The organism is uncultured Massilia sp. (assembly GCF_913773735.1).
GTDB lineage: Bacteria > Pseudomonadota > Gammaproteobacteria > Burkholderiales > Burkholderiaceae_D > Telluria.
Genome location: NZ_CAJYEB010000042.1, coordinates 132,128 through 153,949, shown reverse-complemented (window position 1 = coordinate 153,949; position 21,822 = coordinate 132,128). Strand labels below are relative to the sequence as shown.

General features: G+C 69.4%; 17 protein-coding genes. 6 read left to right on the top strand and 11 right to left on the bottom strand.

Going from position 1 to position 21,822, the window contains the following annotated elements; genetic code table 11:
- Nucleotides 1-6: 6 nt before the first annotated feature.
- A complete protein-coding gene (locus QZ749_RS22425; protein ID WP_296951717.1) occupies nucleotides 7-588 on the bottom strand; it encodes a molybdopterin-dependent oxidoreductase in 582 nt (193 codons plus the stop codon).
- A 77-nt stretch (nucleotides 589-665) separates the two neighbouring features.
- Here QZ749_RS22425 and QZ749_RS22420 point away from each other — a divergent pair, with 77 nt between their 5' ends.
- A complete protein-coding gene (locus tag QZ749_RS22420; RefSeq protein WP_296951715.1) occupies nucleotides 666-1,262 on the top strand; it encodes an alpha-ketoglutarate-dependent dioxygenase AlkB in 597 nt (198 codons plus the stop codon).
- 181 nt (nucleotides 1,263-1,443) lie between these two features.
- Nucleotides 1,444-1,989: a porin family protein gene (locus tag QZ749_RS22415; protein ID WP_296951710.1), complete on the top strand. Its 546-nt coding sequence runs from the start codon at nucleotides 1,444-1,446 to the stop codon at nucleotides 1,987-1,989.
- Nucleotides 1,990-2,083: 94 nt separating this feature from the next.
- Here the strand turns inward: QZ749_RS22415 and QZ749_RS22410 are convergent, their stop codons facing one another.
- The 3 genes from QZ749_RS22410 to rarD form a co-directional block, all read right to left on the bottom strand.
- On the bottom strand, nucleotides 2,084-2,671 hold the full coding sequence (locus QZ749_RS22410; protein ID WP_296951707.1) for a transposase: 588 nt from the start codon (nucleotides 2,669-2,671) through the stop codon (nucleotides 2,084-2,086).
- A 208-nt stretch (nucleotides 2,672-2,879) separates the two neighbouring features.
- Nucleotides 2,880-4,547 (bottom strand): energy-dependent translational throttle protein EttA, encoded by a 1,668-nt coding sequence (gene ettA / locus QZ749_RS22405; RefSeq protein ID WP_296951704.1) that lies wholly within the window; start codon nucleotides 4,545-4,547, stop codon nucleotides 2,880-2,882.
- 151 nt (nucleotides 4,548-4,698) lie between these two features.
- Nucleotides 4,699-5,583, bottom strand: a complete 885-nt coding sequence (gene rarD, locus QZ749_RS22400; RefSeq protein ID WP_296951702.1) for an EamA family transporter RarD — start codon at nucleotides 5,581-5,583, stop codon at nucleotides 4,699-4,701.
- Between the two features lie 252 nt (nucleotides 5,584-5,835).
- On the opposite strand from rarD, the gene QZ749_RS22395 reads away from it, so the two are divergent.
- Nucleotides 5,836-7,713 (top strand): potassium transporter Kup, encoded by a 1,878-nt coding sequence (locus QZ749_RS22395; protein ID WP_296951700.1) that lies wholly within the window; start codon nucleotides 5,836-5,838, stop codon nucleotides 7,711-7,713.
- A gap of 12 nt (nucleotides 7,714-7,725) precedes the next feature.
- Here the strand turns inward: QZ749_RS22395 and QZ749_RS22390 are convergent, their stop codons facing one another.
- From QZ749_RS22390 to QZ749_RS22380, 3 genes are read right to left on the bottom strand one after another with little or no spacing between them, the layout of a single operon-like run.
- On the bottom strand, nucleotides 7,726-10,128 hold the full coding sequence (locus tag QZ749_RS22390; protein WP_296951697.1) for an ABC transporter permease: 2,403 nt from the start codon (nucleotides 10,126-10,128) through the stop codon (nucleotides 7,726-7,728).
- Nucleotides 10,129-10,138: 10 nt separating this feature from the next.
- Nucleotides 10,139-10,819 carry an ABC transporter ATP-binding protein gene (locus QZ749_RS22385; RefSeq protein ID WP_296951694.1) on the bottom strand — a complete coding sequence of 227 codons (681 nt, stop codon included), beginning with the start codon at nucleotides 10,817-10,819 and terminating at the stop codon, nucleotides 10,139-10,141.
- Nucleotides 10,820-10,879: 60 nt separating this feature from the next.
- On the bottom strand, nucleotides 10,880-12,190 hold the full coding sequence (locus QZ749_RS22380) for an efflux RND transporter periplasmic adaptor subunit (protein ID WP_296951692.1): 1,311 nt from the start codon (nucleotides 12,188-12,190) through the stop codon (nucleotides 10,880-10,882).
- Nucleotides 12,191-12,379: 189 nt separating this feature from the next.
- Between QZ749_RS22380 and QZ749_RS22375 the strand changes: the two genes are divergently transcribed.
- The 3 genes from QZ749_RS22375 to QZ749_RS22365 all read left to right on the top strand — a co-directional run bounded on the left by QZ749_RS22375 (nucleotide 12,380) and on the right by QZ749_RS22365 (nucleotide 16,505).
- Nucleotides 12,380-13,765 (top strand): sigma-54 dependent transcriptional regulator, encoded by a 1,386-nt coding sequence (locus QZ749_RS22375; protein ID WP_296951689.1) that lies wholly within the window; start codon nucleotides 12,380-12,382, stop codon nucleotides 13,763-13,765.
- Complete coding sequence (locus QZ749_RS22370) at nucleotides 13,755-15,011, top strand: PAS domain-containing sensor histidine kinase (protein WP_296951685.1); 1,257 nt, start codon at nucleotides 13,755-13,757, stop codon at nucleotides 15,009-15,011. The genes QZ749_RS22375 and QZ749_RS22370 overlap by 11 nt, the downstream gene beginning before the upstream one ends.
- Nucleotides 15,012-15,191: 180 nt before the next feature.
- On the top strand, nucleotides 15,192-16,505 hold the full coding sequence (locus QZ749_RS22365) for an MFS family transporter (RefSeq protein WP_296951683.1): 1,314 nt from the start codon (nucleotides 15,192-15,194) through the stop codon (nucleotides 16,503-16,505).
- Nucleotides 16,506-16,514: 9 nt separating this feature from the next.
- Here QZ749_RS22365 and QZ749_RS22360 read toward each other — a convergent pair whose 3' ends face one another.
- The 4 genes from QZ749_RS22360 to QZ749_RS22345 all read right to left on the bottom strand — a co-directional run bounded on the left by QZ749_RS22360 (nucleotide 16,515) and on the right by QZ749_RS22345 (nucleotide 21,786).
- Complete coding sequence (locus QZ749_RS22360) at nucleotides 16,515-16,988, bottom strand: GNAT family N-acetyltransferase (protein WP_296951681.1); 474 nt, start codon at nucleotides 16,986-16,988, stop codon at nucleotides 16,515-16,517.
- 60 nt (nucleotides 16,989-17,048) lie between these two features.
- The gene (locus QZ749_RS22355) at nucleotides 17,049-18,068 is read right to left on the bottom strand and encodes a histone deacetylase family protein (protein ID WP_296951679.1); all 1,020 of its coding nucleotides are present in this window, start codon (nucleotides 18,066-18,068) and stop codon (nucleotides 17,049-17,051) included.
- Nucleotides 18,069-18,181: 113 nt separating this feature from the next.
- Nucleotides 18,182-19,777: a glutamate--cysteine ligase gene (gene gshA / locus QZ749_RS22350; RefSeq protein ID WP_296951676.1), complete on the bottom strand. Its 1,596-nt coding sequence runs from the start codon at nucleotides 19,775-19,777 to the stop codon at nucleotides 18,182-18,184.
- A 131-nt stretch (nucleotides 19,778-19,908) separates the two neighbouring features.
- Nucleotides 19,909-21,786 (bottom strand): DUF885 family protein, encoded by a 1,878-nt coding sequence (locus QZ749_RS22345; RefSeq protein WP_296951673.1) that lies wholly within the window; start codon nucleotides 21,784-21,786, stop codon nucleotides 19,909-19,911.
- Between the last annotated feature and the right edge of the window lie 36 nt (nucleotides 21,787-21,822).

The following is a 21,822-nucleotide window of genomic DNA, read 5'->3' as shown; positions in this document are numbered from 1 at the left end:
GACCCTTCAGTTCGCTTTCACCTCGACGTGGTACAGCGCCCACGGGCAGGCGGCGAAGCGCTGCGGCAGCGGCAGCCTGGCCATTTCCGGCACCCGGTCGGCATCGTAGACCGCCCATAGCGGCCCCAGTCCGCCCAGCGCCATCGGCTGGCCGTCCACATGCGTGGCGACGATGAAGCGGCGGCGCCGGGCATCGGCCAGCGGCAGCTCGACGTTGTAGCCGTCCACCGCGCGCAGGACCAGCAGCGTCCCGTCGTCCAGCCTGGCGCCGGCGCGCGCCAGTACGTCCACTAGCAGCGGGCCGCGCAACAGGTGCGGCTTGGCGTCGTATTCCAGCGTCGGCCGGATCGTGTGCGGCGCCAGCTGCAGCAGGTCGGCATGGTCGAACGCGTGGGCCTTGTCGAACTTCAGCTGCTGCTTGTACATCATCTGGTCGCGCACCGGGTCGAGCGGGCCGCGGTTGCCGCGCCCGATGGCGCCGGTGACGGTCAGCAGCGTGGGGCCGCGCTGCGCGGGACGGGCTGCCTGGGCGGGAAGCGGCAGGGCACCGGCGAGCGCGGCGGCGCCGAGGAACTGGCGTTTATCCATGGGAAAACGAGCATGAAAGAATGCGCATGAGAGAATGTGGATTCGATGGGAGTCCCATCTTAGAGTAATTTGTCGCCATGGATTTGTTTTCATCGGGCACCGAGCTGGTGTCCATCCCGGTCGAGGATGGCGAACTCGCCATGCTGGCCCCGCTTCCCCTGCCGATCAGCAGCGCCGAGGTCCTGGCGCGCCTGGTCGACGAGACGCCGTGGCGCGCCGACACCATCGTCGTCTATGGCAAGCGCTGGCTGCAGCCGCGCCTGTCGGCCTGGTACGGCGAGGCCAGCTACACCTATTCCGGCTTGCGCCTGGAACCCCTGCCGATGACGCCGCTGCTGGAGCGCCTGCGCGCCGCCGTCGAAGCGGCGACCGGCCACCGCTACAACAGCGTGCTGCTGAACTGCTACCGCGACGGCGCCGACAGCATGGGCATGCACGCGGACGACGAGCCGGAACTGGGGCCTTGCCCCGTCATCGCCTCGCTCAGCTTCGGCGCCACCCGCACGTTCGTGCTGCGCCACAAGGTCAGCAAGCGCACCCTGAAACTCGATCTCACCGACGGCAGCCTGTTGCTGATGGGCGGTGCCCTGCAGCATAACTGGTTGCATGGGATAAACAAGACGGCGAGGCCGACGGCATTGAGGGTGAACCTGACTTTCCGCTTCGTGGTCTAACTTGTGCTTATCTTCTTTTAAATTTCTTCATCGCATTACTGAACTTTCGGTCAGTAAGTTACAACTGATTACAGTTCTTACCAAATGGGCACGGACGTGGTCGAGCTGCAGTGCTATCTTGGCTACATCGCGATCCAATTCGGGTATTGCGAACCAGTCAAACAATGAAAGAGGAAACGGTATGAAAAAGCTCATCGTTGCACTGCTCGCCACCACCGCCGCCATCTCGGCAGCCCAGGCACAGACCACCACCCAACCCCGTGCCTATGTCGGCGTCGGCGTCGCCAGTGCGGACCATGAAGACGCACGCGGTCTCGACAGCGATGGCTGGAAGGCCTCGGGCAAGATCTTCGGCGGCTACGAATTCGACCAGACCTGGGCCGCCGAAGTCGGCTATACCGACTTCCGCAAGGCCGACGTGAGCTCGGCCACCAACCGCGGTGATACGAAAGGTTACGGCTATTACGTCGCCGCCAAGGCCACCAAGCCGATCAACGACCAGTTCTCGGTCTACGGCAAGCTGGGCATCCAGCACAGCCAGCGCGAACTGCGTACCACGCTGGTCAACTTGAAGGACGACGACACCGGCGCCTATGGCGCGCTGGGCGTGCAGTACAACGTCAATCCGCAGGTCGCCCTGATCGCCGAGTACGAGCGTTATGGCAAGTCGAAGGACTTCGGCGCCAAGCCGGACGTGGTGACCGTGGGTGCGCGCTACAGCTTCTGAGCGGCGCAGGCATTCCTGGAGTAAAGGGGCCTTCGGGCCCCTTTTTGCATTGGGCGGGACGGTCGGTGCCGTCCGTGCAGCGCGGGGAGCTGCCCTACGGCTGGTCGTGCAGTCCCGCGGGGGTGGCGGAGGCGTGGCGCATCGTCCGGGTGCCGGTGCGCATCCACGGCAATGCTACCTGCGCCAGCGAGGGTGGCGGACAACCGGCCGCGACGAAGCGATGCAGCGAGGACCACGGCCATTCTTCCGGCCGCGCGCAATGGCCGTGCCGTACCGGATTGGCATGCAGGTAATCGACCAGCGCCGCATATTCCGCGTCGTCGCCGATCCTGTAGTCGCGGTAATGGCGTTCCCAGATGGTGCCGTCGCCGGTGGCGTTCGCCGCCGCCCTGGCGCCGCCCGGCAGGCAGGCCTTGTGCAGGGCTTTCGAGAAGGCGATCTTGACGGCGCGCCAGCGCATGGCGCAATCGTGGTCGCCGGGCGGCAAGGTCCAGATCGCATGCGCATGGTCGGGCAGGACGACCCAGGCATCGACGTGGAAGGGCTTGCGGATACGCGCCTGGCGCATCGCTTCGCCGAATGCCGAGAAATGGTCGGTCAGCAGGGTGCTTTCCCGGTCCAGCAGGCGTACCGTGAAAAAAAAGGTGGCGCCTGGAACGCGGTTGTCGCGGTAATGTGTCATGAATGTGGTCTGCCAGGCGCGAAGCCCGCCTCGTAACGGTTCGGTGCAATCACGCATTGGCTTGAACAAGCTCAACTCCGACCGATTCTACACATGACTTTGATGGGGTGCCGATCCATTTCCGCTTATAAATCAATGTGATACATGTGGCAAACCGGCGAAAAAAAAGCTCCCCGCGGGGAGCTTTCGTGCATCGGACCGATACGGATCAGGTCGTGAGCGGCTTGTAGCGGATGCGCTTCGGCTTGGCGCCTTCTTCGCCCAGGCGCTTCTTCTTGTCCGCTTCGTATTCCTGGTAGTTACCGTTGAAGAAGGTAACCTGGGAATCGCCTTCGAAGGCCAGGATGTGGGTCGCGATGCGGTCCAGGAACCAGCGGTCGTGCGAGATGACCATCACGCTGCCGGCGAATTCCAGCAGGGCGTCTTCCAGCGCGCGCAGGGTCTCGACGTCCAGGTCGTTCGACGGTTCGTCCAGCAGCAGCACGTTGCCGCCCTTGAGCAGCGTCTTGGCCAGGTGCAGGCGGCCGCGTTCGCCGCCCGACAGGTTGCCCACCAGCTTCTGCTGGTCGGCGCCCTTGAAGTTGAAGCGGCCGAGATAGGCGCGCGACGGCATCTCGAAGCGGCCGACGGACAGCATGTCGGCGCCGCCGCTGACGTCCTCGAACACGGTCTTGTTGGCTTCCAGGCTGTCGCGCGACTGGTCGACCAGCGAGACGCGGGCGGTCTGGCCGATCTTGACTTCGCCGCTGTCCGGTTGCTCGATGCCGGCGATCATCTTGAACAGCGTCGACTTGCCGGCGCCGTTCGGGCCGATGATGCCGACGATGGCGCCCGGCGGAATCGTGAACGACAAATTGTCGATCAGGAGGCGGTCGCCGAAGGCCTTCGAGACGTTGTTGAACTCGATGACTTCGTTGCCCAGGCGTTCCGCGACGGGGATGAAGATCTCCTGGGTCTCGTTGCGCTTCTGGTATTCGTATTCGGACAGTTCGTTGAAGCGGGCCATGCGCGCCTTGGATTTCGCCTGGCGTGCCTTCGGATTCTGGCGCGCCCACTCGAGTTCCTTGGCCAGCGCCTTCTGGCGCGCCGATTCCGTCGCTTCTTCCTGCTTCAGGCGGGCTTCCTTCTGCTCCAGCCAGCTCGAGTAATTGCCCTTCCAGGGGATGCCGTGGCCGCGGTCCAGTTCCAGGATCCATTCGGCGGCGTTGTCGAGGAAGTAGCGGTCGTGGGTGATGCCGACCACGGTGCCGGGGAAGCGCACCAGGAACTGTTCCAGCCAGTCGACCGATTCGGCGTCCAGGTGGTTGGTCGGCTCGTCCAGCAGCAGCATGTCGGGCTTGGACAGCAGCAGCTTGCACAGCGCCACGCGGCGCTTCTCGCCGCCCGACAGCACGCCGATCTTCGCATCCCACGGCGGCAGGCGCAGCGCGTCGGCGGCCATTTCCAGCTGCAGGTTGAGGTTGCCGCCGTCGGCCGCGGCGATGATCGATTCCAGGCGCTCCTGCTCCTTGGCCAGCGCGTCGAAGTCGGCGTCCGGCTCGGCGTAGGCAGCATACACGGCTTCCAGCTTGCCCTGCGCCTCGAAGGCTTCGCCCAGGCCGCTTTCCACTTCCTGGCGCACGGTCTTGTCCGGATCCAGCTGCGGCTCCTGCGGCAGGTAACCGATGTTCAGGCCCGGCATCGGGCGCGCTTCGCCCTGGATGTCGGTATCGATGCCGGCCATGATCTTCAGCAAGGTCGACTTGCCGGAGCCGTTCAGGCCCAGCACGCCGATCTTCGCGCCCGGAAAGAAGGACAGCGAAATATCCTTCAGGATCTGGCGTTTCGGTGGGACGATCTTGCCCACGCGGTTCATGGTGTAGACGTAATTGGCCATGTAATCAGTATTTGGTGAATGCGATTGAAAGGACGACAGCATACTGAAAATTCGGGGCCAGAGCACTCTTTTCCGCGCCGCCCCGCCATTCCCCATTTGCGCAAACACAAACCGGGGTCAGAGCCCGGCTCTGACCCCGGTTTGTGGAAGGTCAAGCTTGTTTCGGTGCGGGAACGGGGCGGCGCAGCAGGCCTTCGGCGGCGAACAGGGCCAGCGCGGTCCAGATCAGGGCGAAGCCGACCAGGCGGTCGAGGCTGAAGGCTTCGTGGAAGATCCACACGCCCAGCAGGAATTGCAGCGTCGGCGACATGTATTGCAGCAGGCCCAGGATCGACAGCGGGATCCGTCGCGCCCCGGAGGCGAACAGCAGCAGCGGGATCGCGGTGATCGGCCCGGCCATCACCAGCAGTAGCCGGGTCGTGTCCGACGGGGTGGTGAGGAAGGCGTTCGCGCCGTGCGCCGTCAGCCAGCCGACGTAGCCGGCCGCCAGCGGGAACAGCACCATGGTCTCGAACGACAGGCCTTCCAGCGCGCCCAGCGCCGCCGTCTTGCGCAGCAGGCCGTAGCCGCCGAACGACGCCGCCAGCGCCAGCGCGATCCAGGGGACCGTGCCGGCCTGCCAGGTCAGCCAGGCCACGCCCAGCGCCGCCACCGCGATCGCCATCCATTGCGCCGGCCGCAGGCGTTCCTTCAGGATCACGTAGCCGAGCATGATGTTCACCAGCGGATTGATGAAATAGCCCAGGCTGGCCTCGATCACGTGGCCGTTGTTGACGGCCCAGATATAGATCAGCCAGTTGATGCTCAGCAGGAGCGCCGAGGCGACGAAACTGAAGAAGACGCGTGGCTGGCGCACCAGGTGCAGCCAGGCCCACTGGCGCCGCACGAGCAGCACGATCGCCAGGAACAGCAGCGACCACAGCATGCGGTGCGCGAGGATCTGCAGCGGCGGGATGGCGTCGATGGCGTGGAAATACAGCGGGAACAGGCCCCAGCACAGGAAGGCGAGGGCCGCGGACAGGATGCCGGTACGCATGGGAATGGAGGGGATGGATTGGCGAACCTGTCATTATCCCGCAACCCGGTGTAACGTGCAGGCGGTCGATCCGGCGGCGCACCGCCGGCCGCACTGTCGCGCGCTCGCCGCGCGCCCGATGGTGCACACTTTGCGCCTGAATCCAAAGCAAAAAACTTTGAGAAAATAACAGCGCTGACGGAAAGGACAACCTTGTCTTTCCGGATTGATTATTCTATTGTGCAACGCACCAGAACAACCTACGGTGACAACTTGACGTCCGAACATAAGAAAAGCAGCGTTGCGGCGCTGACCCTGGCTGCGGTCGGCATCGTCTACGGCGACATCGGGACGAGCCCGCTGTACACGCTCAAGACCATCTTCGACCCTACCCATGGCCTGGAACTGAGTACCCCCAACCTGCTCGGCATCGTGTCCCTGATCTTCTGGGGCCTGACGATGATCGTCTCACTGAAATACGTGACCCTGGTGTTGCGTGCCGACAACCGCGGCGAGGGCGGCATCATGGCGCTGATGGCGCTCGCGCTGAACTCGGTGAAGCGCCATTCGCGCTGGCAGTACCCGCTGATGCTGATCGGCGTGTTCGGCGCCACCATGTTCTATGGCGACTCCGTGATCACGCCGGCGATTTCCGTGCTCGGCGCGATCGAGGGCCTGGAAGTGGCCACGCCGGCGCTGTCGCACTACGTGGTGCCGCTGACCATCGTCGTGCTGGTGATCCTGTACAGCGTGCAGCGCCACGGCACGGCGGGCATCGGCCGCTGGTTCGGTCCGGTGATGATCCTGTGGTTCGCCGCGCTGGCCGTCATGGGCATCATCAACATCGTGCAGGCGCCGGTGATCCTGAAGGCGCTCAATCCCTATTACGCCGTCGAATTCGTGGTGCGCAACCAGTTCATCGCCTTTGTCGCGCTGGGCGCCGTGGTGCTGGCGTTCACCGGTGCCGAGGCGCTGTACGCCGACATGGGCCATTTCGGCAAGAAGCCGATCCGCGTCGCCTGGTTCCTGGTCGTGTTTCCGGCGCTGGCGCTGAACTACCTGGGCCAGGGCGGCCTCCTGATCACGCATCCGGAAGCCATCGACAACCCGTTCTTCCACCAGCTCGGCAGCTGGAGCGTGCTGCCGCTGGTGGTGCTGTCGACGATGGCCGCGGTGATCGCCTCGCAGGCCACCATTTCCGGCACCTTCTCGATGACCAAGCAGGCCATCGCGCTGGGGCTGCTGCCGCGCATGCGCGTGATGCACACGTCGGAAAGCGAGATCGGCCAGATCTACATCCCGGCCGTGAACTGGCTGCAGCTGGTCGTGGTGCTGATCGCGGTGATCGGCTTCGGCTCGTCCGACAAGCTGGCCGGCGCCTACGGCATCGCGGTGACGGCGACCATGTTCGCCACCACCTTCCTGACCTTCTTCGTGATCCGCTACCGCTGGCACCTGCCGCTGGCGCTGTGCCTGGGCGCCACCGGCTTCTTCATGCTGATGGACGTGATGCTGTTCTCGGCCAGCACCCTCAAGCTGCTGCACGGCGGCTGGTTCCCGCTGTGCCTGGGCGCCGTGCTGCTGACCATCATGCTGACCTGGAAGCGCGGCCGCGAACTGGTCTACGAGAACCTCGAGAAGCATGCGATCCCGCTCGAGGAATTCCTCGATTCGCTGTTCATCGCCCCGCCCGACCGCGTGGCCGGCACCGCCATCTTCCTGCGCGGCGAGACCGACGGCGTGCCGCACGCGCTGCTGCACAACCTGCTGCACAACAAGGTGCTGCACGAGCGCGTCGTGTTCCTCACCGTGCGCATCCGCGAGGAGCCGTACGTGCCGGAACAGGAACAGGTCGAGGTGGTCGCGCTGGGACACGACTGCTACCAGGTGAACGTCAGCTACGGCTTCAAGGACGAAGCCGACATCCCGGGCGTGCTGCGCCTGTGCGCCGCCAAGGGGCTCACGTTCGAGATGATGGAGACCTCGTTCTTCATCACGCGCCAGACCATCATCTCGGTGCCCGGCCAGGGCATGATGCCGTGGCGCGAGCACCTGTACGTGGCGATGCAGCGCAATGCGCGCACCGCGGCGGCCTATTACCAGATCCCGACCAACCGCGTCATCGAACTCGGTACCCAGGTCGAGATCTGACGCGCCGCGCGTTCACTCCCTGAGCGCCAGCGCCGGACGGATGCGCAGCGCCGCCAGCGCGTGGCGCAGCGTGGCGGCCAGCGCGACGGCGCCCGCCACCAGCAGCGCCGCCGCCAGCGTCCAGCCGCCGATCGGCGCGCGCTCGGCGAAGCCCCCCATCCAGCGCTCGATGGCGAGGTACGCCAGCGGCAGCCCGAGCAGGGCGCCGGCGCCGACCAGCGCGGCGAACTCGCGCGCCACCAGCTTCCCGATCGCCGCGCCGCCGGCGCCGTACAGCTTGCGCAGTACGATTTCCTTCTCGCGCCGGCGCACGCTGTAGGCGGCCAGCACGTAGATGCCGAAGGCGGCGATGGCGGTGGCGGTGACGCTGGCCGCGGCCAGCAGCTGGGCCAGGCGCAGGTCGTCGGCGTAGAACAGCTCGACGATCAGGGCCGGCACGCGCAACACACCCAGGCTCTCGTTGGGGAAGTAGCGCGGCCAGGCCGCCTCGATGGCGCGCCGCACCGGCTCGACGTCGCCCTGGCAGCGCACGGTGAACGTGCCGACCCGGTCGCGCAGGTAGAACGCCACCGGCCGCTGCTCGCTGCGCGCCGAGCGGTGGCGCATGTCCGGCGCCACGCCGACCACCTGCATCGGCTTGCCGCCGGCGGGGTTGGCGACCGTCTTGCCGACCGCGTCCGCCGGGCTGGCGAAACCGAGCCGGCGCGCGGCCGCCGTGTTGATCACCACCCGTTCGGGTTCGTTGGGCTGGTCCAGCGTCGGATCGTACAGGCGCCCGGCCACGGGCTTCAGGCCATACACGCCGAAGAATTCCGGACTGACCGCATACAGGTTCAGGTCCGTCGCCTGGCCGCCGTCGCGGCGCAGCGTGACGATGTTGTCGCCGACGCTGAACGGCAGGTGCGACACCGCCACGCCGGCCACGCCGGGCAGGCGCGCGACCTCGTCGCGGAAGGCGCGCAGGCGCGGATCCTGCATGGTGTTCGCGGCCGGGAACATCAATAGCGGCGCCGGGTCGAAGCCGGGATCGAGGGTGCTGGCATAGCGGGTCTGCCAGGCGACGGCGAGGGTGGTGGCGGTAAGGCCCATGGCGGCGGCGAACTGCAGCACGGTCAGCGCGCGCCGCGCCCACAGGCCGCCGCCCGACTCCGCGTGGCCGCGCCCGGCCAGCGCCGCGCCGGCGCGCACGCCCAGCGCCGACCAGGTCGGCCAGATGCCGGCGACGAGGCCCAGCACCAGGCCCAGCGCCAGGGCCGCGCCCAGCGCGGGGGCGTCGAACACGGCGTCGAGCCGGCGCTGCACCAGGTCGGCGAACACCGGCAGCAGCAGCCAGGCCAGCAGCAGGCCCAGCACGGTCGCGACCAGGCATACCAGCACCGATTCGGCCAGGAACTGGCGCGCCACCGCCGGCGCCGACGCGCCCAGCACCTTGCGCATCGCGATCTCGCGCCGGCGCGCCAGCGTGCGCACGGTGGCCAGGTTGACGTAGTTGCTGGCCGCCAGCAGCAGGATCAGCAGCGCCACCGCGGCCAGGCCGAGCACCGCGAGGCGGTTGCCGTGCTGGCCGATCGGGTCCTCGACGTCGGCCAGGTAGGCGTCGGCCAGCGGCATCAGGCTGTATTCGATCAGGTCGCGTCCGCCCAGCGCCGCCACCTGCTCGGCGTATTCGCGCCGCACCAGCGGCGACGCGCGCAGGCCGCGCCGCATCGCCTCGACCACGGCGTCCGGGTCGGCCCCGGGCAGCAGTTTCAGGTACACGCGGCCCGGCGAAAAGCCCCACTTTTCCCTGGCCATCCTGCGAAACTCGTCCGGCACCGTGATGCCGCCGATGCCGCCCAGCGCCTCGTAGGGCAGGGTGCTGGCCGGCGGCGGGTCGGCCACCACCGCCGCCACGACATAGGTGTCGCGGTCGTCCACCAGCGTCTTGCCGACCGCGTCGACGCGGCCGAACAGCCGCAGCGCCGTCTCGCGCGTCAGCGCCAGCGCTTCCGGGCGCGTGAGCGCCGCGTGCAGGTCGCCGGCCAGCACCTGCGGCGCGAAGATCCGCGCGAAGTCGGGATCGACCAGCCCCACGTGCACCTTGTGCAACTGGCCGCCGAGGCGCGCCTCGATGGCGCGGTCGAGGAAGGCCGTGGCCAGCAGCGGCTGGCCGCTGGCCAGCGCGGCGTCGCGCGGCGGCAGCGGCGACAGGGCGCTCCAGCGGTCGCCGAGCAGGGCCAGGTTCCAGCGGTTGGTCAGCTGGTAGACGCGCTCGCGCTGCGGTACGTGCTCGTCGTAGGAAAACGAGTGGCGCACATAGCCCAGCAGCAGGAAGCAGGCGGCGATGCCGACAGCCAGGCCCAGGATGGTGACCAGGGAATACGCCGGCTCCTTGCGCAGCAGGCGCCAGCCGATGCGGAAATCGCGCAGGTTCATCGTGCCTCCTTCATGCCGCCAGCAGCGCGTCGACGACGACGCGGCCGTCGAGCAGGCGCAGCGTGCGCGAGGCTTGCGCGGCGTGCGCCGGCGAGTGCGTGACCATGACGACGGTGGTGCCCTCGGCGTTGATGGCGCGCAGCAGGCGCATCACTTCCTCGCCGTGTGCGGTGTCGAGGTTGCCGGTTGGTTCGTCGGCCAGCAGCATGACGGGGTTGGCGACCAGCGCGCGCGCGATCGCCACGCGCTGCTGCTGGCCGCCGGACAGCTGCGAAGGGCGGTGCCTGGCGCGGTGGTCGATGCCCAGGCGCTCCAGCATCCCCTTCACGCGGCGGCGCCGCTCGGAGGCCGCCACGCCGCTGTATTCCAGCGCCAGCTCGACGTTCTCGTGCACGCTCAGTTCCTCGATCAAATTGAAGCTCTGGAAGATGAAGCCGATCTTCCCGCGCCGCAGCGCGTTCAGTTTCGCCTCGCTCCAGCCGGCCACGTTCTGGCCGTCGAACCAGTAGTCGCCGGAGGTCGGCACGTCGAGCAGGCCGAGCACCCCCAGCAGCGTGGACTTGCCGCAGCCGGACGGCCCGGTGATGGCGACGTATTCGCCGGCGGCGATCTCGAGGTCGATGCGGTCGAGGGCCGTGGTGCGGATCTCGCCCGCGGTGTGGATCTTGCTGACGCCTGATAGCTTGAGCATGGTGTGGGTTCCCTGTAATGGATGCATCTTAAGACGTTCGTTGGGTGGGCACGGGTGCCCCTAGCGCTTCGTCAATCGGAGCCGCTCGGCCTTGCCGAACGACGTGTAGCCGGACACGATCACGGCGTCGCCGGCGGCCAGGCCCGCCAGCACCTCGACCTGGGTATTGCTGCGCCGTCCGAGCCGCACGCTGCGCTTGCGCGCATGCACGCCATCGGGCGCCACCACGAACACCCAGGCGCCGCCGCCATCGAGGGCAAAGGCACCGTTGGGCAGCAGCAGGGCGCGGGCCGGCTCGCCCAGCGTCAGCTGCGCGTCGATGCCCTGGCCGGCGCTGATCACCTGCGGCTGCGCGCCGGCGAATTCCAGCTCCGCGGTGAAGCGGCCGTCCTGCACCTGCGGGTAGACGGTGGCGACCTTCAGCGCATAGCTCCGCTCGTCCTGCAGCGCGCGGCCGGGCTGGCCGACGCGCACGCGGCTCAGGTAGAACTCGTCGATCCTGGCGCTGAGCTTGAAGCGCTGCGGATCGTCGATGCGGCCGATGCGCTGGTCGGGGCGCACGGTCTCGCCGACCTGCAGGCGAAAGCCGGTCAGCATGCCGGCGGCCGGGGCGCGCACGGCCAGCGCGTCGACGCTCGCGCTCACCAGCTTCAGGCCCGACTGCAGCCCTTCGATCACGCCGCCGACCTGGCGCAGCGCGCCTTCGCGCACGCGTTCCTCGGCGGCGCTGGCGCGCCGTTCCTCGTCCAGCGCGCGGCGCTGCTGCGCCAGCCTGTCGGCGGCGTCCTCCAGCGCCGCCGCCGACAGGAAGCCGCGCGCCGCCAGGCCGGCGTTGCGCGCGTGCTGCTTGCGCGCCTGTTCCAGCGCGAACGCGAGCTCGGACAGCCGGCGCAGGTGGTCGGTGCGGCCGGCTTCCCGGGCCACGCGCAGGTTGGCCAGGTTCGAGATCTGCTGCGCGTACTCGGTCTGGCGCGCCAGCAGTTCGAGGTGGCGCTGCGGGTTCGACAGGCGAAACAGCAGGTCGCCCTTCTCGACGTGCTGGCCGTCGCGCGCGAACACCTCTTCGACGCGGCCCGATTCGACCGCATCGAGCACGACGGAGCGCAGCGGTTCGGCGCTGGTGCGCACCATGATGTCGTCGTGGAAGACGCCCGGCGCCACGCGGGCGATGCGCACGTCGCGCGCCGCGACCTCGAGGCCGCGCGGCAGCAGTTGCCAGCCGCCCCAGGCGGCGAGGCAGAGGAGGGCGGCGCCGGCGCCGGCACGCACGGCGCGCCGGCCGCGCCGACGGCGCGGGACGTGCTCGTCCATCGCGGCGCCGGTGACGGCGCGCGGAGGAATGTGGTCCATGGGGTTCGTGGAAGTGGTCATGCGGCTGTCTTTTGCAAGCGCCGTGCCATGGCCCATCCGGCGGGCGGAAGCGGCTGTCCTGGGCCGTCGCGCCGCCGACTGTCCGGTTCCGGACAGGTACACGTGTGCGCTTGCGGACAGGTGCGCGGCCGCCGGTCGCGCCGCCGGATCGCGCTGCTAGAATGACGGCGATTCCTTCCTACCGCTCCGATGGCCGATTCCACCGCCCGCATCCTGATCCTCGACGACGACCGCGACGTCGCCTGCGCCGCGCAGATGCTGCTGCGCCGGCGTCACGGCGCGGTCGCCACGCTGGACGATCCGGCGCGCCTGGAGGCGTTGCTGGCCGGCGCCGGCGCCGTCGCGGGCGCGCAGGTGCCCGACGTGGTCTTGCTCGACCTGAATTTCACGCCGGGCCGCATCGACGGCGCCGAGGGCCTGGCCGTGCTGGACCGCCTGCGCGCCCTGGCGCGTCCGCCCGCCGTGATCACGCTGACCGCGTATGCCGACGTGCCGCTCGCGGTCGAGGCGCTCAAGCGCGGCGCCGCAGATTTCATCACCAAGCCCTGGGACAATGCGCGCCTGCTGGCCGCCGTCGACGCGGCGCTGGCGCGGCGCGCCGCCACGGCCGGCGCCGCGGCATCCGGACCGATGGGCGATTCGGCGCCGATGCGCGAGCTGAAGGCCCTGGTCGCCGCCGTCGCGCCCACCGAGGCCAATGTGCTGGTGCTGGGCGAGAACGGCGTCGGCAAGGAAGTGGTGGCGCGCGCCGTCCACGCGCAATCGCGCCGCGCCGCCGGCGTCTTTCTGGCGGTGGACATGGGCGCGCTGCCCGAGTCCACGTTCGAGAGCGAACTGTTCGGCCACCGCAAGGGCGCCTTCACCGATGCCAGGGAAGCGCGCGCCGGCCGCTTCCAGTCCGCGCGCGGCGGCACGCTGTTCCTCGACGAGATCGGCAACATGCCGCTGGCGGCGCAGGCCCGGCTGCTGACGGCGCTGGAACGGCGCGAGGTCACGCCGCTCGGCGCCGACCGCGCCGAGCCGATCGACGCGCGCATCGTCAGCGCCACCAATCTCGACGAGGCGCGCCTGTTCGATGCGGCCGTGTTCCGTCCCGACCTGCTGTTCCGCCTGAACACCATCGTGATCCGGGTGCCGCCGTTGCGCGCGCGCCGGGACGACGTGCCCGGCCTGCTGCACCACTACCTGTCGCTGTACGAAGGCCAGTATGGACGGCCCGTGCGCGAACTCGACCCGGGCGCGCTGCAGCGCCTGTGCGACTGGCCGTGGCCGGGCAACGTGCGCGAGCTGCGCCATGCCTGCGAGCGCGCCGTCATCCTCGGCGCCGCCGCCGACTACCGCTGGGAGGATTTCGGCTTGTCCGCGCCGGCGCCTGCGTCCGCGCCCTTACCGGATGCCGTTGCGGCGCCCGCGCCGGCCGGGTCGGCGGCGCAGGATTTCCGCCTCGGGACGCTCGAGCGCGAGACGATCGCCGCCGCCCTCGACAAGGCCAGGGGCAACATCAGCCTGGCCGCGCGCATGCTGGGCGTGAGCCGCGCGGCGCTGTACCGCAAGCTGGGCAAGCATGGCATCTGACGCGCGCGCGAAGGCGGCGGTCCTGGCGCCCGCCGGCGCCGCCGCGGCGCTGGCCTGGGGCGCCGGTTACCTGCACGCGTCGCCGCGCCCGGCGCTGCTGTGCGCGCTGGCCGCGCTGGCGTCGCTGGCCTGGCTGTGGCGCCGCCTCGGCATGCTGGCGGCGCTGCGCGTGCCGGCAGCGCCGGCCGGCATCGACGGCGCGGGCGGCAGCGAGGCGCGTCGCCTGCTGGACCAGGCGCTGGCGCTGGAAGCGCACCTGGAACACGCGCCGATCGCCTTGTTCCTGGTCGACGACGGCGCCGGCGCCGGCGACGACGGGCGGGTGGCGCCGCTGAACGCCAGCGCGCGCAAGCTGGTGGCGCCCGGCCGCGCCAGCGATCCGGCCGACCTGTACCGCCAGTTGCTGGCCCAGCCGGGTGGCCGGCGCGCGCTGCTGCAGTTCGAGACCGAGCGCGGCGCCGAGCGCGGCCTGGCGGCGCTGTCCTCGCTCACCGTGCACGGCCGGCCCCGGCGCCTGGCCGCGCTGATGCCGGTCGAGAGCGAGCTGGAAGCGGAGGCGCTGAACGCCTGGCGCGAGCTGGTGCGCGTGCTGACGCACGAGATCATGAATTCGTTGACGCCGGTGGCCTCGCTGTCGCGCACCGCGCGCGAGCTGCTGGACGACGCCGATGCCGATGCGGCGCTGCCGGCCGACGTCGGCGCCGACCTCGCGGTGGCACTGGATGCGATCGGCCGCCGCGCCGACAGCCTGGTCGCCTTCGTGACCGGCTACCGGAGCCTGTCGGACCTGGCGCCGGCGCGTCCGGAAGTGGTGCGCCTGGAAGCGCTGTTCGACCGGGTGGCGGCGCTGGCGGCGCCGGCCTGGCGCGCGCGCGGCGGCGACGCCGTGTTCGCGGTCGAACCGGCGTCGCTGGAGCTGGTGGCCGATCCGGGCCAGCTCGAGCAGGCGCTGCTCAACCTGCTCAAGAATGCCTTCGAGGCGACGGCCGCCAATCCTGGCGGCGGCCGCGTGCGGGTGGAGGCGCGCCTGGTGCGCGGCGCCCGCCTGCGCATCGAGGTGAGCGACGACGGCCCGGGCGTGCCCGACGCGCTGCTGGCCCACATCTTCACGCCGTTCTTCACGACCCGCAAGCAGGGCGGCGGCATCGGCCTGGCGATGGTGCGCCACCTGGTGCACGCGAACGGCGGCACGGTGCGCTACGCCCGCTCGCTGGCCGGCGGCGCGCGCTTCGTCATCGCGTTCTGACGGCGCAGCGCGGATCCGGCGCCCGCGCCGCGCCTGTCTTGACAGGCACCGCAGGCGCGGCGCCGCGAACGCGGAAGCACGGAAACTGCTATCCTTGCTTACCGGCCGTGCTGGCCCGGCGGACCTTCCGTGAAACGTTCAGCGCTGCCGGGCATGCGAAGAACGATACGGAGGAATACCATGAGCACCAGTGCCCCCTCGGATGCCGCGGAAGCCCAGGCCATCCACGATCTCACCCCGCGCCAGCGGATCTACGCCATCGTCGGCGCCTCGTCCGGCAACCTGGTCGAGTGGTTCGATTTCTACATCTACTCGTTTTGCGCCCTGTATTTCTCGGCGGCGTTCTTCCCCAAGGGAAATCCCACGACCCAGCTGCTGAACACGGCCGGCATCTTCGCCGCCGGCTTCCTGATGCGTCCGATCGGCGGCTGGATGTTCGGCCGCATCGCCGACCGCTACGGCCGCCGCAATGCGATGATGATCTCGGTGCTGATGATGTGCGGCGGCTCGCTGATGATCGCCGCGCTGCCCACCTACGCGACGATCGGCACGGCCGCCCCCGTGCTGCTGCTGGTGGCGCGGCTGTTCCAGGGCCTGTCGGTGGGTGGCGAGTACGGTACCAGCGCGACCTACATGAGCGAAGTCGCCGAGCCGGGCCGCAAGGGCTTCTATGCCTCGTTCCAGTACGTGACCCTGATCGGCGGCCAGCTCGCCGCGCTGCTGGTGCTGGGCATCCTGCAACTGTTCCTCAGCCACGACGAACTGGTGGCCTGGGGCTGGCGCATTCCCTTCGTGGCCGGCGCCGGCGCCGCGCTGGTCTCGCTGTACCTGCGCCGCTCCCTGCACGAGACCACCACCGCGCACGCGCGCAAGAGCGAGGAAGCCGGCAGCGTCGCCTCGCTGCTGCGCAACCACGGCCGCGCCTTCGTCACCGTGCTCGGCTTCACCGCCGGCGGCTCGCTGATCTTCTACGCCTTCACCACCTACATGCAGAAATACCTGGTGAACACGGCCGGCATGAGCACCACGACCGCCAGCCGCGTGATGACGGTCTGCCTGCTGATCTACGCGGCGATGCAGCCGCTGTTCGGCGCGCTGTCCGACCGCATCGGCCGGCGCACGTCGATGATCGCCTTCGGCCTGCTGGCCGCGATCTGCACCACGCCGATCATGACGGCGCTGGGCGGCGTGACCAGCCCGGTGATGGCGGGCGTGCTGATCACCTGCGCGCTGGCCATCGTCAGCCTGTACACGTCGATCGGCGGCCTGATCAAGGCGGAGATGTTCCCGGTCGAGGTGCGCGCGCTCGGCGTCGGCCTGTCGTACGCAGTGGCCAACGCGGTGTTCGGCGGGTCGGCCGAATACGTGGCGCTGTGGTTCAAGCAGGCGGGGACCGAGCCGTATTTCTACTGGTACGTGAGCGTCATGTGCGCCGTCGCGTGCGTCGTGGCGATCCGCATGCCGGACCCGAGCAAGTCGGGCCTGCTCAAGTAGGCGTGTCGCTCATGCCGTCGGTCCGGCCGCCGGCCGCACCATGTCGACGTGCATGATGCCGTCCTCGTCATACGGCGCCGACACCGTGGCGAAGCCGAAGCCGCCGTAGAAGCCTTCCAGGTGCGCCTGGGCGCCGATGCGGATCGCATGGCCCGGGTGCAGCCGGTCGGCGCAGGCCAGGCCCCGCGCCACCAGTTCGCGGCCCAGGCCGGTGCCGCGCATGGCGGCGCTGGTGACCACGCGGCCGATCGACATCTCCGCGTACTTCGCGCCCGGCGCCAGGCAGCGCAGCGTGGCCACCAGTTCGCGCTGGCCGCCGGCGGTACGCCAGCCGAGCAGGTGATGGGCGCCGGGGTCGAGGCCGTCGATGTCGGGATACAGGCACGTCTGCTCGAGGACGAACACTTGCTGGCGCAGCGCCAGCATCGCGTACAGCTCGCCGACCGCCAGGTCGTCGAAGCCGCTGAACTGCCATTCGATCATTGGGATTCCATTCAAGAGATACGATGAGACACGCTGAGGTGCGACGGGATGCGACGACATTCAGGCCGCCGTCTCGAAGCCTTCGAGCACGTTGACCGCGTTGATGCCCAGTTCCGGCACGACCGCGCCGCCTTCGAACACGAAGGCCGTCGGCAGGCCCAGGTAGCCGATGCGTTCGCCGATGCGCAGGAAGTCGGCGCTGGACAGGCCGAAATGCGCATGCGGATCGCCGGCGAAACCGTCCACGCCCAGCGACACCACCAGCGCCTGCGGCGCGAAGCCGGCCATCCTGAGGCAGGCCGTCTCCAGCGCCGCGAACCACGGGATGGCGCCGGCGCCGCGCGCCAGCGGCAGGTTCATCGTGCAGCCGATGCCGTCGCCGGCGCCGGTCTCGTCGGCGTGGCCGGCATAGAACGGGTAGTCGGTGCGCGGGTCGGCGTGGATCGAGATCGCCAGCACGTCCTTGCGGTGATAGAAGATCTGCTGGGTGCCGTTGCCGTGGTGGTAGTCGATGTCGAGGATGGCCACGCGCTGCAGGCCGTCGTCGAGCAGGTGCTGGGCCGCCAGCGCGGCGTTGTTGAGGAAGCAGCCCCCGCCGAACTGGTCGGCGCCGGCGTGGTGGCCGGGCGGGCGCGTCAGCGCGAAGCTGCCGCGTTCGCCCAGGCGCAGCGCGTGCGCGGCGTTGATGGCGCAGTCGGCGCCGGTCTTGGCGGCGATCCAGGTGCCGGCCGTCAGCGGCGTCTCGTGGTCCTGCGCGTACAGGCCGAGCCTGCCCGCGAAGCTGTCCGGCTCGATGTCGCGGCGCATGCCGTGCACCGGCCACGCCGATGGCAGCGGCGCGCGCCCGCCATTGCCGGCGTCGAGCGCCAGCCATTCGCTCCAGGCATTGCGCAGGAAGTGCAGGTAGCGCGGCGTGTGCACGCGTTCCAGCGAGGACGGCGGCACGCCGTGCGGGGTGACGATGCGTCCCAGGCCGCGCCGGGCGAGTTCGGCCGCCACCGCGTCGATCCGTTCGGGCCGCTCGGTCCGTTCGGCAGGCGTGGCGTGGTGGGCGTGGTGTTCGTTGAAGAAGGTGAGCAACGCGGCCTCGTGGCGGATCCGATGGGATGAACCGGTCGTCCTGCCCGGCGGCGCCCGGCGCCGGTGACACCGGGCGCCGGCGACGGCGGCAAGCGTGCCGAAGCGGCGACGACTCAGTTGTTACCGCATAGTGTACTGCTGTTGTACGCGGCAACGAAATCGTCGAAGCTGCCGCTGTCGGCGCGCTCGATCCGTTCCTGTTCTTCCAGCGAGGCGCGGGCCATGTCGTCGAACAGGGCGGTCTCGGCCGGCATCAGCGGATCGGCGCGGAAGGCCTGCGCGTGCAGCTCGCTCTGGCGCAGGCCGAATTTCGCGAACGACCCGAGCGTGCGCACTTCCTGCAGCACGCGGGCCGACGGCGTGCGGTCGGGGTCGGCGACTTTCGACTTTTGCGCGTCGAGCGCTTCGACGTGGGCGCCCTTGTAATTGTGCTCGCTGTCCAGCAGTTCGGCGATGGGGCGGATGCGTTCCAGCAGCTCTTCGGCCCAGTCCTTGAGCAGCACTTCGTGGTCGTTGCGGGTCAGCGTCAGGCCCGGGCGGCGGCCTTCCTTGACGGTGCGCGCGAAGTTGCGCGCATAGACCTGGCCTTCCATGGCGTTGACCAGCGGGCTGTCTTCCAGCGCGCAGAACAGCAGGAAGGCGTCCAGGAAGCGGCCGGTCTCGAGCGCGATGCCGACCGGCTCGAACGGGTCGACGTCGAGGCAGCGCACCTCGATGTACTGCACGCCGCGGTTGCACAGCGCCTGCACCGGGCGCTCGCCGGTGCGGATCACGCGCTTCGGCCGGATCGTCGAATAGTATTCGTTCTCGATCTGCAGGATGTTGGTCGACAGCTGGACCCACTCGCCATCCTTCTTGGTGCCGACCTCGGCATACGGCGGATACGGGCGGTTGACCGCGTCCATCAGCGAGGTGACGTAGCTTTCCAGGCTGTTCTCATGCGGGCGCAGGCCGGACTGGGCGTCGTTCTGGTAGCCCAGGTCGCTCATGCGCAGGCTGGTCGCGTAGGGCAGGTACAGCGTGTCGTCGGACAGCGTCTCGAGCTGGTGCTGGCGGCCGCGCAGGAAACCCTTGTCCAGCGTCGGCGAGGCGCCGAACAGGTACATCAGCAGCCAGCTGTAGCGGCGGAAGTTGCGGATCGTGGCGATGTAGCTCTCGGACTGGAAGTCGCGCAGCGCATTGCGGCGTTCTTCCACGATGCCTTCGTGCTCGGCCAGCACCTTCCACAGCGCTTCCGGCAGCGAGTAGTTGTAGTGGATGCCGGCGATGCACTGCATGGCCTTGCCGTAGCGTAGCGCCAGGCCGCGGCGGTAGACGTGCTTGAGCATGCCGATGTGCGATGTGCCGTACCAGGCGATCTCGATGTCTTCCTCGGGCGGCAGGTCGCAGGGCATCGACTGGCTCCACAGCATCTCGTCGCCCAGCTTGGAATACGCGTAGCGGTGGATGGCGTCCAGGCGGTGCAGGGCCAGGCTGATGTCGTGCTCGGCCGGCGTGATGAATTCGAGCAGGGCTTCGGCGTAGTCGGTGGTGATCTGCGCGTGGGTCAGGGCCGAGCCCAATCCGACCGGATGGGGCGTGCGCGCCAGGTGGCCTTGTTTGTCGACGCGAAGCGTTTCGCGCTCGATGCCGCGCAGGCCCTGCAGGAGCAGGCCGCGGTGGGCATCGTCGTCCAGCAGGGCCAGGCGGCGGGTCAGTTGGTTCGACACAGGGTTTCCTTTCTTATACTGCCGTGAAGGTGCAGAGAGTAACCGAAATCCGCCGAGCGCGCCGGGCGTCCATCGATATCACGATTGTATGCACGAAGCTATCGTAGCAAGAAAAAGTGACCGCTTCCTGACTACGGGGATGGGGCCGGTTTTGCCGGTGCGGACGGCGCCGCGACGGCGGGCGCGGGCGCCCCGAACGTCGCCGTGTCCGCGGGTGCCGCCGGCACGGCCGGCGCCGGGTTGCGCTGCGCGGCGGTCCAGTCGTCCATGCGCCGCTCCAGCACGTCCAGCGGCAGCGCGCCCTCGGCCAGCACGGCGTCGTGGAAGGCGCGCACGTCGAAGCGCGCGCCCAGCGCGGCCTGGGCGCGGGCGCGCAGCGCGGCGATGCGCAGCTGGCCGACCTTGTAGGCGAGCGCCTGGCCCGGCTGGGCGATGTAGCGCGCCACCTCGACCTCGTTGTCCGCCGGCGGATTGGCGGTGTTGGCGTTCAGCCAGTCGACGGCCTGGCGCTGCGACCACCCGAGCGCGTGGATGCCGGTATCGACCACCAGGCGCGCCGCGCGCAGCTGCTCGTCGGCCAGGCGGCCGAACTGCGAGAACGGATCGCGCAGCAGGCCCAGTTCCGCTCCCAGTCCCTCGGCATACAGCGCCCAGCCTTCGCCGAAGGCCGGATACCAGCCGTAGCGGCGGAACGCGGGCAGTTCGGCGATGGCGCGCGCGCGCGCCACCTGCAGGTGGTGGCCGGGCACGGCCTCGTGCAGCGTCAATGTCTCCACTTCCCACATGGGCCGCGTGTCCAGGCGCGAGGTGTTGACGACCAGCGCCGCCGTGCGCGCCGCGTTGCCGGCCTCGTAGTAGGCGCCGCCCTGGCCCTCGGCGCCGGCCTGCTGCACCGGCTTGACCGCGATCTCGTCGTCGGGGATGACGCCGAACAGCAGCGGCAGGCGCGCATACACGCGTGCGATGGTGCGGCGGTAGCGGTTCAGCAGCATTTCCGGGTCGTCGTAGAACAGGCGCGGGTCGCTGCGCACGAACGCCAGGAACTGCGCATAGCCGCCGCGAAAGCCGGTGAGCGGTGCCAGGGCCTGCATCTCGCCGCGCAGGCGCGCCACTTCCTTCAGGCCCAGCGCATGCAGTTCGGCCGGCGCCAGCGTCGTCGTGGTGGCGCCGTTCGCCAGCCAGGCATACCAGGCCGGCCCGCCGGGCAGGCTGGATGCGCCGATGGTGGCGCGCGCGGCCGGCAGGTACTCGTCGCGCACGAAGTCTTCCAGCAGCTGCAGCGCGTCGGCGGCGGTCTTGAGGGCGACGGTGCCTTCCAGCGCCAGCCGCTCGCGCGCTTCCGGCGCCACCGTGGCCGGCATGGTCCGCAGCGGCGCGCCGACGGCGCCGTCGAGCAGGTGCTCGCGCAGCGCGCGCAACTGCTCCGGCAACGCGGCCATGATGGCCTTCGGCGCGGTCCAGCCGGTGCGCATTCCCTCGCGCATCTGCTCGACCAGCCCGTCGACGTGCTGCGGCAGCGCGTTCAGGCGCGCCAGGTAGTTGCGGTAGTCGTCCTCGGTGACGAAGGGCATCTGCGCCACCAGCTGCGGCAGGCGGATCTGCAGGCCGTCCTGCGCCGTGATGGGTTGCGGGTCGAACGCGACGATGGCGGCGCCGGCCAGGCGCCGTTCCTTGTCGGCCACGAACAGGTCCCACGACAGGCGGTCCTGGCCCGCCAGCTGCTCGCGGTCGATGGCGCGCGCCAGCTCCAGCATGCGGCGTTCGTGCGCGATCGCGCCGGCGGCGCCGGCCAGCGAGGTGTCGGCCAGCTGCGCGTCGTAGCGGTGGTCGCCGACGCTGGTGGCCAGTTCCGGCTGGTGCTTCAGGCGCCATTGCCAGTCGCGTTCGAACAGCGCGCGGGCCTGGTCGGCGGCGCTGGCCGGGGTGGTGGTGGGTGGTGCGGGTTCCACCCTGGCGGCAACGGCGACCAGGGGGCCGAGCAGGAGGATTGTCGATAGCAGTCGACGCATCGGCAGGGCTCCGGGATGGGGATCGGGAATTGTAAC